Annotated in this window: 10 protein-coding genes; 5 read left to right on the forward strand and 5 right to left on the reverse strand. The window is 66.5% G+C overall.

Features of this window, described 5'->3' with window-relative positions; all coding sequences use genetic code 11:
* Window positions 1–62: 62 nt before the first annotated feature.
* Together G7B69_RS09325 and G7B69_RS09330 are read right to left on the reverse strand one after the other, a co-directional pair.
* Entirely contained in the window at window positions 63–1358 is a 1296-nt protein-coding gene (locus G7B69_RS09325; protein WP_166178487.1) for a hemolysin family protein, read from the reverse strand.
* 49 nt (window positions 1359–1407) lie between these two features.
* Window positions 1408–2196: a 3'(2'),5'-bisphosphate nucleotidase CysQ gene (locus G7B69_RS09330; protein WP_166178489.1), complete on the reverse strand. Its 789-nt coding sequence runs from the start codon at window positions 2194–2196 to the stop codon at window positions 1408–1410.
* A gap of 96 nt (window positions 2197–2292) precedes the next feature.
* Between G7B69_RS09330 and sucC the strand changes: the two genes are divergently transcribed.
* Window positions 2293–3492, forward strand: coding sequence for an ADP-forming succinate--CoA ligase subunit beta (gene sucC / locus G7B69_RS09335; protein WP_166178492.1), 1200 nt, complete (start codon window positions 2293–2295; stop codon window positions 3490–3492).
* A 7-nt stretch (window positions 3493–3499) separates the two neighbouring features.
* Here the strand turns inward: sucC and G7B69_RS09340 are convergent, their stop codons facing one another.
* Window positions 3500–5155 carry a peptide MFS transporter gene (locus G7B69_RS09340; RefSeq protein WP_243415101.1) on the reverse strand — a complete coding sequence of 552 codons (1656 nt, stop codon included), beginning with the start codon at window positions 5153–5155 and terminating at the stop codon, window positions 3500–3502.
* A 155-nt stretch (window positions 5156–5310) separates the two neighbouring features.
* Between G7B69_RS09340 and G7B69_RS09345 the strand changes: the two genes are divergently transcribed.
* Together G7B69_RS09345 and G7B69_RS09350 are read left to right on the forward strand one after the other, a co-directional pair.
* Window positions 5311–5652 carry a GntR family transcriptional regulator gene (locus tag G7B69_RS09345; protein WP_166178494.1) on the forward strand — a complete coding sequence of 114 codons (342 nt, stop codon included), beginning with the start codon at window positions 5311–5313 and terminating at the stop codon, window positions 5650–5652.
* Window positions 5653–5842: 190 nt separating this feature from the next.
* Window positions 5843–6124, forward strand: a complete 282-nt coding sequence (locus tag G7B69_RS09350) for an integration host factor subunit beta (protein ID WP_166178496.1) — start codon at window positions 5843–5845, stop codon at window positions 6122–6124.
* A 141-nt stretch (window positions 6125–6265) separates the two neighbouring features.
* On the opposite strand, the gene G7B69_RS09355 is transcribed toward G7B69_RS09350, so the two are convergent.
* The gene (locus G7B69_RS09355) at window positions 6266–9088 is read right to left on the reverse strand and encodes a TonB-dependent receptor (RefSeq protein ID WP_166178498.1); all 2823 of its coding nucleotides are present in this window, start codon (window positions 9086–9088) and stop codon (window positions 6266–6268) included.
* Between the two features lie 332 nt (window positions 9089–9420).
* Here G7B69_RS09355 and G7B69_RS09360 point away from each other — a divergent pair, with 332 nt between their 5' ends.
* Window positions 9421–10674: an MFS transporter gene (locus G7B69_RS09360; RefSeq protein ID WP_166178500.1), complete on the forward strand. Its 1254-nt coding sequence runs from the start codon at window positions 9421–9423 to the stop codon at window positions 10672–10674.
* Entirely contained in the window at window positions 10671–11480 is an 810-nt protein-coding gene (locus G7B69_RS09365) for a CmcJ/NvfI family oxidoreductase (RefSeq protein ID WP_166178502.1), read from the forward strand. Before G7B69_RS09360 ends, G7B69_RS09365 begins: the two co-directional genes overlap by 4 nt.
* Here G7B69_RS09365 and G7B69_RS09370 read toward each other — a convergent pair.
* The gene (locus G7B69_RS09370; RefSeq protein ID WP_166178504.1) at window positions 11477–12661 is read right to left on the reverse strand and encodes an FAD-dependent oxidoreductase; all 1185 of its coding nucleotides are present in this window, start codon (window positions 12659–12661) and stop codon (window positions 11477–11479) included. The genes G7B69_RS09365 and G7B69_RS09370 overlap by 4 nt on opposite strands.
* Window positions 12662–12737: the final 76 nt, after the last annotated feature.

Genomic DNA, 12737 nt, shown 5'->3' on the forward strand with positions numbered 1-12737 from the left:
GGGACCCGTGCGGGCGGCCGTTCGGCCTTGCAGTCCGCCGGTCGCGGACCGTTCCAGCGAAGCTATTTCGCTTCGCTGACCAGCAATTTGTCGATCTTGCGGCCGTCCATGTCGACGACCTCGAAGCGCCAGCCCTGATCGGTGAAGTGCTCGCCCTCGAGCGGCAGGCGCTTGAGCATGTACAGCACGTAGCCCGCGGCGGTGGCGAACTCGCGGTCTTCCGGCAGGTCGAGACCGAGCCGCTCGGCCAGCGCGTCCGCCGTCATCCCGCCGGCGATCAGCAGTGTGCCGTCGTCGCGCTCGACGAGGTCGGGCTCGTCGCCTTCGTCCTGATGGCTGGCAAACTGGCCGGCCATCGCGGTCAGCAGGTCGGCCGCGGTGACGATGCCGTCGAGGTGGCCGTATTCGTCGTGAACCATCGCCATGCCCAACCCCGAACTTTGCAGGATGCGCAGCGCGTCCATCGCGTCGAGCTGGTCGGGCACCACCTCGGCCTTCTTCATCAGCCGCGCCAGCCGCACCGGCTTGCCGGAAAGCAGCAGCGCCAGGACCTCGCGCACCTTGATCACGCCTACGACCTTGTCGACCGACCCTTCGGCGACCGGCAGCAGCGAATGCGGCGAGGCCGCGATCTTGTCGCGCATCTCGGCCTCGCTCGCGCCAAGGTCGAGCCAGTCGATCTCGGTCCGGGGGGTCATCAGCTCGCGCACCACGCGCTCTCCCAGGCGCATGATGCCCGAAAGCATCGCCCGCTCGTCTTCCTCGATCACCCCGGTGCGAGTCGCCTCGGCGAAGATCATCTGCAGCTCCTCGGCCGTCAGCCGGTGATCTCCCTTGTGATGCAGGCCCATGGCCTGAAGGATCAGCGAAGAGGAAGTGTCGAGGAGCCACACGAACGGCGCGGCGATACGGGCAAAGAACGCCATCGGCCGCGCCATGACGAGCGCGATCGGGACCGCCGCGCGCAAGGCAATCTGCTTGGGAACGAGCTCGCCGACGACGAGGCTGAAGAAGGTCGTCAGGCCGATCACCAGCACCAGCGCGACAGTGTGCGCCGTCTCGGCTGATAAGTCGAACACGGCGAGGCGCTCGGCAACCGGTCCGCCCAGGGTCGCACCCGAAAACGCGCCGGCGACGACGGCTACGAGGGTGATCCCGATCTGGACCGTCGCCAGGAACTTGCCGGGATCGGCCGCGAGCGCCAGCGCAGTCCTCGCCCCGCGACTCCCCTTCTCGGCCGCCATGCGCAGCTTGGCGGTTCGCGCCGAGACGATCGCCAACTCCGACATCGAGAAGACCCCGTTGATCAGGATCAGCCCGGCTAGGATGGCAAGGTCATACCAGGGAAAGGAGGACATCGCGCGGCGGGAGCTAGCAGACTTGCGCGCCCGCGCGAAGCGTCCGCTCCTACTTGCCCCGCTTGATGTACTCGCGCGCCCGCGTGGCCAGCCGCTCGACCGCCGCCTGGTGGATCGCCGGCGCGCTCACCAGCAGGCCGAAGGCGCGCGGATCGCGCTTGTTGTAGGCGAGCGCCTTGCCGAAGGCGTCGGTCACCGCGGCGCCGGCCTCGCGGGCGATCAGGGCGGCGGCGGCGACGTCCCATTCGAAGCCCCAGCGCAGCGTCGCCACCAGGTCGGCCTCGCCCGCCGCGACCATCGCTATCCTGAGCGCGATCGAGTTGGGCTTGTCGACCATGGTCAGGTCCTTGTCCTCCTTGGGGAGCGAATCGGCCGGGACGCGTGCGCCCGGCAGCGTCTCGCGCGTGCTTGCCTGCAGGCGCTCGCCGTTGCGCCAGGCGCCCTGGCCCGCGGTCGCGCTCCACGTCTCGCCGCGGGCCGGGGCGACGAGCGAGGCGAGCAGCGGCTTGCTCTCGCTGACCAGCGCCACCGAGACCGCCCAGCCTTCGCGCCCGCGAATGAAATCGCGCGTGCCGTCGATCGGGTCGACCAGCCAGCACAGTCCTTTCTCGAGCCGCTCGGGATGGTCGACAGTCTCTTCCGACAGCCAGCCGGCAGCGGGCAGGAGCGCCCGCAGCTCGCGCTTGAGGAAGGCGTCGACTTCGAGATCGGCGGTGCACACCGGGCTGCCGGGGGTCTTCTCCCAGGTTTCGAGCGCGTGCCCGTGGCCGGGCCACTGCCGCAGCGCCATGTCCCCCGCTTCGCGGCAGATGTCCTCGAGGCGCTCGCGGTCGATCATCGCGGGCGCAAGTGGACGCGCGCAGAACGCATTGCAAGGGGGGCGCGCTGTCCCTATGCGGCCCGCATTCCCCTCCCAGCAGAGCGAAAGCGCCCGATGAACATCCACGAATACCAGGCCAAGGAACTGCTCGCGAAATTCGGCGTCGGCATCCCCGCCGGCTATCCGGCGCTAAGCGTCGAGGATGCGGTCGCCGCGGCCAAGCAGCTGCCTGGGCCGCTCTATGTGGTGAAGGCTCAAATCCACGCCGGTGGGCGCGGGAAGGGCAAGTTCAAGGAGCTGCCCGCCGAAGCCAAGGGCGGCGTGCGGCTGGCGCATTCGATCGACGAGGTCGCGGCCAACGCCAAGGAGATGCTGGGCAACACGCTGGTGACCGTGCAGACCGGCCCGGCCGGCAAGCAGGTCAATCGGCTCTACGTTACTGACGGCGTCGACATCGCCAGCGAATACTACCTTGCGCTGCTGGTCGACCGGAAGAGCGGTCGGATCGCGATGATCGTCTCGACCGAAGGCGGGATGAGCATCGAGGACGTCGCCCACCAGACGCCCGAGAAGATCGCCACCATCACCATCGACCCGGCGACCGGGTTCATGCCGCATCACGGCCGCGCGGTCGCCTTCGCGCTCAAGCTCAAGGGCGATCTCGCCAAGGCCGCGCAGAAGCTCGCGCGGCAGCTCTACGACGCCTTCGTCGCGCTCGACTGCGCGATGCTAGAGATCAACCCGCTGGTCAAAACGCAGGGCGGCGAACTGCTGGTGCTCGACAGCAAGATGAGCTTCGATTCGAACGCGCTGTTCCGCCACCCCGACGTCGAGGCGCTGCGCGACGAGACCGAGGAAGACCCGATGGAGCTCGAGGCGAGCAAGTACGACCTCGCCTACATCAAGCTCGACGGCGACATCGGCTGCATGGTCAATGGCGCCGGGCTGGCGATGGCGACGATGGACATCATCAAGCTCAACGGCGCCTTCCCGGCGAATTTCCTCGACGTCGGCGGCGGCGCCTCGAAGGAGAAGGTCACCGCGGCGTTCAAGATCATCCTCTCCGACCCGGCGGTGAAGGGCATCCTCGTCAACATCTTCGGCGGGATCATGCGCTGCGATACAATCGCCAAAGGCATCGTCGCCGCGGCCAGGGAAGTCGAGCTCGACGTGCCGCTGGTCGTCCGCCTCGAGGGCACCAACGTCGAGCAGGGCAAGGCCATCCTCGCCAATTCCGGCCTGCCGATCATCTCGGCCGAGGATCTCGGCGACGCCGCGAAGAAAATCGTCGCCGAGGTCAAGCAGGCGGCTTAGGCGGCGGTCAGCCTTTCGTCTGCGGATGCATCCCGGCGATCTGCGGCTCGCCCGCCTCGCCCTGGCCGAGGAGGTCGTCTCCGACATCGTCGTCGCGCAAGGTGGCAAGGTGCATCAGGCGTTTGACCAGCGGTGCCACCACCAGCACGGCCACGCCGAGGCCGAGCCCGATCCAGCCGATCTTGGCGTACATCGTCAGCGATGCTTCCTTGGTCATTTCGCCGCCTTCGCCGCCGATCGCCTGGCCGATCTTGCCGGCGACGAACTCACCGCCAGCGGTGGCAAAGAACCACGCTCCCATGATCAGCGAGGCCATATGGCGCGGCGCCAGCCGGTTCATCGCCGATAGCCCGACCGGCGAAAGACAGAGCTCACCGGTCGTCTGAAGGAAGTACAGCACGAACACTAGTATGGCCGGGATCATCGCCCCGCCGAGGAACTCGGCGCCCCAGACGAGAACCAGGAACGAGAGGCCCACTTGTGCCAGCCCGAGGCCGAACTTGGCCGGCGTCGACGGTTCGAGCCCGCGCCGCCCGAGCGCGGTCCACAGCCAGGCGAACAACGGGCCGAGGATGACGATGTAGATCGGGTTGATCGACTGAAACAGCGAGGTCGGAACCCCTCCGCGGTCGACGAAGCGATCGGTGAACAGGTTGAACGAGCCGCCCGACTGTTCGTAGATGCCCCAGAAGACCGGTTCCAGCGCGATCAGGAAGATGATGGCGAACAGCCGGTCGCGAGTCTCGCGATCGTGCTTGAACGCTTCGACGAGCACATAGATCAGCAGCCCCACGCCCGAGACCATCAGCAGGCCGCCGATCACGTTCTGATACTGGATCAGCAGCCAGATCGCCACGACCGCCAGCACGCCGATGACGTAAAGCAGGCTTTCGAGTCTGAGGCCCATGGCCGGCTCTGCCAGGCGCACCGGATCGGGCGGCTCGCCGCGGCCGCGCAGCGCCGGCTTGCCGATGACGAAGATGATCAGGCCGCAAACCATGCCGATGCCCGCGAGGCCGAAGCCGTAGCCCCAGCCGATGGTCTCGCCGAGATAGCCGACGAGGATCGTGCCGAGCGCCGAGCCGACGTTCACGCCCATGTAGAAGATCGTGTAGGCGCCGTCGCGGCGCACGTCTGTTAGCCGGTAAAGCTGGCCGACGATGACCGAGATGTTGGCCTTGAGGAAGCCGGAGCCGACTATGATGAACGAAAGCGCCAGCCAGAACACGTTGATCGTCGGATCGCCCTGTCCGCCGTTGCCCTCCACGGCCATCAGCAAATGCCCGAACGCCAGCAGCACCCCGCCGAACAGCACCGCCTTGCGCTGGCCGAGGTAGCGGTCGGCAATATACCCGCCGAGCACCGGCGTGATGTAGACAAGGCTGGTGTAGGCGCCATAGACCAGGTTCGCCTTGCCGTCGCCGAACAGCCACCACTTGGTGAGGTACAGAATCAGCAGCGCGCGCATCCCGTAGTATGAGAAGCGCTCCCACATCTCGGCGTAGAACAGCACGAACAGCCCGCGCGGATGGCCGACGACTTCCTCACGCTGGCGGGTGGCGATGATTCCGCCGAGCGCCAGCACCGCGAACAGGGCAATCGCCGCGATCGCCGCGATCCAGTCGCCTTCTTGCCAGCGGTCGATCGGCAGGAATGAAGTCACGGTCGGTCCCCTTACTGGCGGCCCCGGCGGGCTCTCGCACGGCAACCTAACGGCATAATACCCGCTGTGAAGCGTATTTCGTTTCAGGCGAAACCGCTGCCCGCCCGAGACTGATCCTTGACGCGCGTAGCTGTATTATGGCACTGATGCACCCCATGAGCGACGCCACCCGCCCGGTCTATCTAAAGCTGCGCGACCTGATCGCGGCGGCGATCATCGAAGGCCGCTACCGCGAAGGCGAGATGCTGCCCTCGGTGCGCGCTTTCGCCGCCGAACAGGGCGCCAATCCGCTCACCGTCGCCAAGGCCTACTCGCAATTCCAAGCCGACGGGCTGATCGACGTCCAGCGCGGAGTGGGCATGTTCGTCACCCCCGGAGCCGCCGCGCGGCTACGCGAATGCGAGCGGCGCCGCTTCCTCGAACACGAATGGCCGGCGATCCGCACGCGGATGGATCGGCTCGGCATCGATACCGCGGCTTTGCTCGACGAGGCCTGACGGCGGCGCGCCGGTGCCGAGTTATTCCTAACATTTGTTCATTCGCCCGATTGCGCTCAGACTTTTAGTCTGGCAATCAGCCGGTTGCATGTCGCCTTACGGCCACCGGCCGAAGGTTACGGCATGGGTTTCTATATGTGCGGCCGGTCCCGGCTGCGCTCGACCTGGCGATCGGGGGGGAAAGGTACAGATGATTAGATCGGAACTTCTGCAGACCTTGGCATCGGATAATCCGGACCTGCGGCCGGAAGAAATCGAACAGGTCTTGACGATATTTTTCGACGAGATCGCCAAGCGCCTGGCAGAAGGCGGACGCGTCGAACTGCGCGGCTTCGGAGCATTCTCGACGCGGGGGCGCGATTCGCGCACGGGGCGCAACCCGCGCACCGGCGAGACGGTCGAGGTGCCGGCCAAGCGGGTGCCCTATTTCAAGCCGGGCAAGGAAATGCGCGAGCGGCTCAACGCCCGCTAGATCGACCAGCCCTGTGAAGCGCGACGGCCCGCCCTGCGCGGGCCGTTTGCGTTTCCGGGAGCGCTTTGCTTTCCTCGGGGCAAAGAAAAAGGGCGGCGCGATCGCTCGCGCCGCCCTTTCTGGTGACGAAGGCTAGTTGCCTCAGCCGCGCTCGCCCTGCGGCGCGACAACCGGAGCCGGCGGAGCCGCGCAAGCGGTGTCCATCGTGACCACCGAACCGTCGAGGCACTGCTTGTAGGTCGGCACCGGCGCCTGCGGATTGATCACCGGTTCCGGAGCTGCGGCCGGCGCCGGCGCTGCAGCGCGGGTGCCACCGAAGTTGCGCCGGACCGTGACCGCCCAGGTGCGCGGCAGGCCGGGAACGGCGGTAACTGCACCGAGCGACTTGGTGACGTCGCTGACGCTCAGGAAGTAGTACTTGTCGAACACGTTCTGAACCTCGAGCGACACGCGCCAATCTTCGTCGGCCGAGGTGTAGCTGAGGCGGGCATTGCCGAGGAAGCGGCTGTCGACGCGGCTCCACGGGCTGTTGGCCGTTTCGGTGAAGATCGCCGAACGATACGATCCGTCGAAGCGCATGCCGACCGTGCCCGGGCCGATGTCGTAATCGTACTGGATGCCGAAGCTATAGGTCCACTTGGGCGTGTACGGGAACGTCTCGGTGCCGTGCAGACCGGCCGGAGCGACCGAGGCCTTGTTGTACTTGATGTCGATGTAGCTCAGCGAACCGTCGAGCGAGAGCCCGTCGACCGGGAAGATGCTCGTCTCGAGCTCGAAGCCCTTGACCTTCGCCTTGCCGACGTTGGTCGGCCGGATGCACGGCGACGACGGACAGGCCGACAGGGTGAAGATGATGTCCTTGTAGTCGTTGTAGAACGCGGCACCGTTGAGACGGACGCGGCGGTCGAAGAAGTCGCTCTTGAAGCCCACCTCGTAAGTGATGAGGCTCTCCGGATTGAACGGCTTGATCTGGTTGCACGGCGGCGCCGGAATGACGGTACCGTCCGGGTTATAGGTGAACGGTCCGCACTCGCCCGTCGACGGGCCGAAGAACGGCCGCGGGTTCACACCGCCGCCCTTGTAGCCGGTCGCCACGGAGGCATAGATCAGGAATTCGTCCGAGATGCGGTAGTCGGTGACCACGCGCCAATCCCAGCGCGAGCCCTTGAACTTGCCCGCGAGGTCGAAGATCCCGGTGAGCAGGCAGTTCGGGGTATTGCCGATGCCCGTGGGGCCGGCTGTCGGCGCGCCGAGGAAGAATTCGCAGGCAGGCACGCCCGGAATGAACATGTTGTCGGCTTCGCGGAACGGCACCGTCCCGTCCGGATTGCGCCGGAAGTAGGTGTAGGTCTTCTCATCCCACGAACGGCGCACGCCGCCTGAGATGCTCCACGCCTCTGTCGGGTGAAGCGTGCCGTTGAAGAACAGCGCCTTCGAGGTCGAAGGCGTGGTGTCCGGACCGTGGATGAAGTCGATCCCGGCATAGTTGAGATCGACGCGGGCGGTGTAGCTGCCCTGCTGGTCCATGTAGAACCCGCCGAGCGTGTATTCGAAGAAGCCGTCGCCAAGGTCACCGTTGAGGCGAAGCTCCTGGCTCCAGGCACGGTGGTCGAGACGGTTGTCGAGCTGCGCCAGCGGGACCGGCGACGCGTCCTGGTCCTGGCCGAACTTGGTCGTGTATTCACGCCACGACCCGATATAATAAAGCTGCAGATGGTCGGCCAGGTCGATGCTGACGTTGCCCATCACGCCCCAGCCGTTGAAATCCTGGTTCTGGAGCGCCGAATAGGGCTTGTACGGCGACTGCGTCGTCGGCGCCGTCCCATCGAGGAAGTTCGCGTAGCTGATGAAGCGGGAGTCGCCGCCGTACACGCTCGAGCTGAGCGCGTCGCAGCTGTACGGACCAGCGGGCACGAAGCGGCAATCGAACGGAATCGCGGCCCCGTTCTTGCCCGGAAGCCACGCAGGCTGGCCGGGGCCTGCGCCCGCCCGGAGGCCAGCGTTCGCGTCATTGGGTGACGCGGACGGAATGAAGACCGGATGGGTCGCGCTTTGCGGCAGGCCCGCGGCCAGCAGCACCGTCGGCTGCGGCTCCGAACGCTCATGCGTGTAGTCGCCCGAGAGATTGACTTCGATGGCCGAGGTCGGCGTCCAGCGCAGCGCTATGCGTCCGGCGACGATCGACTTGCCGCCCTGCGTGCCCACCACCGGGTAGGCGCCACGGGCATTATTGGCCGGGACGTTTTCATTGGGATGCGCGACGCCGTAGTCGAGCAGGTCGAGATAGCCGTCACGGGCCTGGCCGACACCGGACACACGCGCGAACAGGTTATCGTTGATACGGAAGTTGCCCATGCCGCGGATTTCGACGCGGTTGAACGAGCCGTAGGTCGCTTCGATGTAGCCCTTGTCGCTGCCGGTCGGCTTGGCGCTGAACAGCTTGATCGCGCCGCCGATGGCGTTCTTGCCGGCCAGCGTGCCCTGCGGGCCGCGAAGGATTTCGATGCGGTCGAGGTCGATCAGCTCGAGCAGTGAACTCGACAGGGTCGGAATGTAGACATCGTCGATATAGATGCCGACGCCGGGATCGAGCGCGTAGTTGAAGTCGGTCTGGCCGACGCCGCGGATGTAGGCGATCAGGCCGGTGCCCCCGTTCTGCGGCTGCGGCGTCAGGGTGACGTTCGGCGCCTGGGCGGCGACATCGGCAATGTTGGTCTGGCCGCGCGCCTCGAGCATTTCGGCGTTGACCGCCGTGATTGCGATCGGGGTGTCCTGCAGGTTCGCCTGGCGGAATTCCGCCGTAACGACGATTTCGGTGTTCCGCGCACCAGTCGTGTCGTCGGAGCTATCCGCACTGGTGGTGGTCGTCGCCGCAGCGGCGCCTTGGTCCTGCGCGTAAGCCGGGCTCGCAAGCGCCGACACGATCGCGAGAGACGAAACGAATCCGAAGCTCTTCAAAGTCATCAGGTATCCTCCCAATGCGGGCCTCTGCTGGGCCCGACATGCAATCACCTGCTCAGCGACCCTCCCGGCGTTTGGACCGGGGATGAGCATATTCCTGGGAAGAAATGCGGCGCAGATGCACGTCTGCCGCAGGCTCCCTCCACATCTCAATCCTAACGACTGTTAGATGTCAGGCAAGCACGACCGCGCACGGATTGTTGGTAATCCGCCGCATTGTCGCAAAGAAGCAACACTTGTGTGGCCGCCCGCTTGCGATTCCTTGCGTGAACGGAGCGCTTGCCTTCGCCTTCGCGCCACGTCACGCTGGCGCGGAGACAAGGGAGAGAGCACGGATGGCCAGCGTGACGAAGGACCGGGCGCCGACGCACAGCGGCGGTTATGAGCTGGCAGTGGTGCTACTGCTCGGGCTGGCGTTCGGCTTTGCTTATTTCGACCGCATGGCGATGACGTTCCTCTCGCCCTACGTGGTCAAGGACCTGGGACTCTCGAACACCCAGGTTGGCGCGCTCGGTTCGGGGCTCTCGGTCACCTGGGCGCTGGGTGCCTATCTGATCGGCCGCTGGTCGGATGCGGTCGGGCGGCGCAAGCCGTTCCTGCTCGGGGCGATGGTGATCTTCTCCTTCTGCTCGGTGCTGTCGGGCCTCGCCCCCGGTTTCTGGACGCTGTTCGCCAGCCGGATGGTGATGGGCGCCGTCGAGGGTCCGTTCCTGCCGATCTGCCTGGCGATCATCGCCGCGGCGAGCTTGCAGACCCGTCGCGGGCTCAACGTCGGCATCGTCCAGAACGGCTTCGGCTCGCTGATCGGCACCGCGATCGCCCCCATCGTGTTGGTCTGGCTGGCTGACCACTACGGTTGGCGCAGCGCGTTCTATCTCGCCGGCGTGCCGGGCCTAGTGCTGGCCCTGCTCGTCTGGCGCTACATCCGCGAGCCGGAAATGCCCGCGCGGGGGGCCGACTATTCACCGCCGCCATTGCTGCCCCTGGCGATGTTGGCCAACCGCAACATTGCCGTCTGCTCGCTGATCAGTTGCCTGATGGTCGGCAGCCTGGTGATCGGATCGATCTTCCTGCCTCTGTTCTTCACCGGCCCGCGCGGCTGGGAGCCCAAGACGATGGGTTGGGTCATGGCGGTGCTCGGCCTGACCCCCGGCCTCGGCGGCGTGCTGGTGAGCTGGATCTCGGACAAGGTCGGCCGCCGCCCGCCGATGATCGCCGGCTGCTTTCTCGCCGCGATCTGCCCGTTCGCCGCGCTGTGGTTCGGCGGCTCGATCCCGGCGCTGGCGGCGATCATGTTCGCCAGCTGGCTCGGTATCGGCGTTTTCCCGCTGTTCATGGGCGTGGTCCCGGGCGAGACGCTTGGCCACGCCAAAGCGGGGACCGCGATGGGCCTCGTCGTCGCCGTCGGCGAGCTCAGCGGGGGCTTCCTCGGCCCGCTCGCGGGCGGCGCGCTGGCAGACCGCTTCAGCCTCGAGGCTCCGCTGCTGATCCAAGGGGTGTTCGCGCTGCTTGCGGGAGTTGTGGCGTTCGCGCTGATCGAGACCAACCCGCGCGTGCTCGCCGGCCGAACCGTGGGAGTGACTGCATGAACGACTTCGAAACCGTCGTCTGCGACGTCGAGACGACAATGAAGTACGTCGTGCGCGGCGAGAAGGCGATCTTCCACGCCGGCGAGCGCGAGAAAAGCTACTGGCCGGTCGACGAGCATCCGGTGATCGTGCACGACGTTCGACCGATCGCGGACAAGCTCTCGTTCGACCGCAACGGCTTCGTCCTCGTCGATGAACCGACCGACGTCACCGCATTCACCGATGCCGCCGAGCTCGCGCGCTACCAGCGCCAGACCGAGGCGCTCGTCCGGCGGCTCACCGGGGCCGACAAGGTGGTCAGCTTCGGGCCGATGATTCGCACCAACGCGAGCGGCGCGCACGGCCACAACCAGCCGGCGTTCGGCGCTCATGTGGATTACGGCGCCCGTACGGTGGCCGACTTCACCCGCGACCTGCTGCCCACCGACGAAGCGGAGCGGCGGCTGCAGCGCCGGCACATGCTGATCAACGTCTGGCGCCCGATCGTGATGGTCGAAAGCGCTCCGCTGGCGGTGTGCGACGCTAGCACGGTCAAGCGCGAGGACCTGTTCGACAGCGAAGTCGTCGGCGGGCTCGGCGACTTCAGGCGCCGCTCGCTGTGGGGCTTCAACCTGGCATGGAACCCCGGCCACCGCTGGTACTGGGTGCCGCACATGCAGCCGTGGGAGGCTCTCGCCTTCAAGCTCTACGACAGCAACCTCGAAGCCACCCAGTTCACCGCCCACAGCGCGTTCGAAGACCCCAACACTCCGCCCGACGCGGCCCCGCGTCAAAGCGTCGAGATGCGCACGATCGCCTACCTCTAGCGTTCGGCCGGGCTGCTCGTCTCGAGCCCCTTGGTGAACATCAGCCGCTCGAGCCGATAGTCGGCGTCGCGGACCATCCGCCGCATGCCTTCGAGGGCCGCCTCCAGCTTCGCGCCGCCGCCGCAAGCGTGGAACACAAAGTCCTTGTAGGCGCAGGCCTGCGGGCTGGTCCTCTCGAGGAAAATCGCTCGCCTTTCATCGGCCCAGGTGTCGAGTAGCCCGGTGTCGGCGCCATCGAGCAGGATCGCGGCAAGTGTGGGCCACAGCGCGTAAACGTCGAACAGCCCGGTCGTCAGGCCGAACCCGCCGGTGGGGTTGGTCACGTGCGCCGCGTCGCCGGCCAACACGACCCGGCCCACACGGAAGCGCTCGGCGCAGCGCTGGTGCATCTTGTAAGGCGAGGACTGGACCAGCTCGTAGCCGCCCTCCCCCGGCAACAGGTGGCTGTAAGCCTCCGGGATGCGCTCGGCGTAAGTCTCCACCGGCAGCGCCGCGTCTTCCATGTAGGTGCAGCGCCACAAGCCTTCGCGGGTGATCTTGACGATTACCGCGCCCCACTGGTCGTCGACCACCATCGTCGATTGCCAGTAGCCGCCGCTTTCGAAATCGTGCCGCAGGTTGGTGGCGACGAAGCGCTCGGGCCAGGTCATGCCGTCGAACGCGAGGCCCAGATCCTTGCGCACCGCGCTGCCCGCTCCGTCGGCCCCGACGACGTACTTCGCGCGCAGCTCGAGCGGACCTTCTGGTGAAGTCGCGCGAACGGTGACTCCGTCAGCGTCTTGCGCCAGCCCCGCGAAGGCGGTCTGCCAGTGGATCGCGGCGTTGGGCATCGCCTCGAGCCGCCGCCGGCAGATCTCCGCCAGCCGGTCCTGCCCGAGCTGGATGTTGTAGTTGAAGCGGGTGACGCGCGAGAGAACCTTGAGGTCGTAAGGCAGTCGCTCCCCGCTCTTCTTCACGAACCACAGGTAATCGTCCTTGGTATAGCCGATCCGCTCCGCCTCCTCGCGAATGCCGAGGCGTTCGAGCCCGTCGAGCATCGACCAGTGATAGACGCAGGCGCGCGGCGAATCGTTGATCCCGGCCTCGGCCTCGAGCAGGCACACGTCGACCCCCGCTTGCGCGAGACCGAGCGCCGTTACGAACCCCGTGGGGCCGCCGCCGATGACGATTACGTCGTGCATTCGGCCAGCATTGCGCATTCCTTTATCACACGCAAAGTCCCTTTCGCGCAGCCCTCCACTCCCCTAGCAGTAACGT

This window comes from Croceibacterium segetis, assembly GCF_011320115.1.
GTDB lineage: Bacteria > Pseudomonadota > Alphaproteobacteria > Sphingomonadales > Sphingomonadaceae > Croceibacterium_B > Croceibacterium_B segetis.

Excerpts from the sequence above, each read along its gene's own strand:
- G7B69_RS09325 (WP_166178487.1), bottom strand. The coding sequence starts at position 1,358 with ATGTCCTCCTTTCCCTGGTATGACCTTGCCATCCTAGCCGGGCTGATC.
- G7B69_RS09330 (WP_166178489.1), bottom strand. The coding sequence starts at position 2,196 with ATGATCGACCGCGAGCGCCTCGAGGACATCTGCCGCGAAGCGGGGGAC.
- sucC (WP_166178492.1), top strand. The coding sequence starts at position 2,293 with ATGAACATCCACGAATACCAGGCCAAGGAACTGCTCGCGAAATTCGGC.
- G7B69_RS09345 (WP_166178494.1), top strand. The coding sequence starts at position 5,311 with ATGAGCGACGCCACCCGCCCGGTCTATCTAAAGCTGCGCGACCTGATC.
- G7B69_RS09350 (WP_166178496.1), top strand. The coding sequence starts at position 5,843 with ATGATTAGATCGGAACTTCTGCAGACCTTGGCATCGGATAATCCGGAC.
- G7B69_RS09355 (WP_166178498.1), bottom strand. The coding sequence starts at position 9,088 with ATGACTTTGAAGAGCTTCGGATTCGTTTCGTCTCTCGCGATCGTGTCG.
- G7B69_RS09360 (WP_166178500.1), top strand. The coding sequence starts at position 9,421 with ATGGCCAGCGTGACGAAGGACCGGGCGCCGACGCACAGCGGCGGTTAT.
- G7B69_RS09365 (WP_166178502.1), top strand. The coding sequence starts at position 10,671 with ATGAACGACTTCGAAACCGTCGTCTGCGACGTCGAGACGACAATGAAG.
- G7B69_RS09370 (WP_166178504.1), bottom strand. The coding sequence starts at position 12,661 with ATGCACGACGTAATCGTCATCGGCGGCGGCCCCACGGGGTTCGTAACG.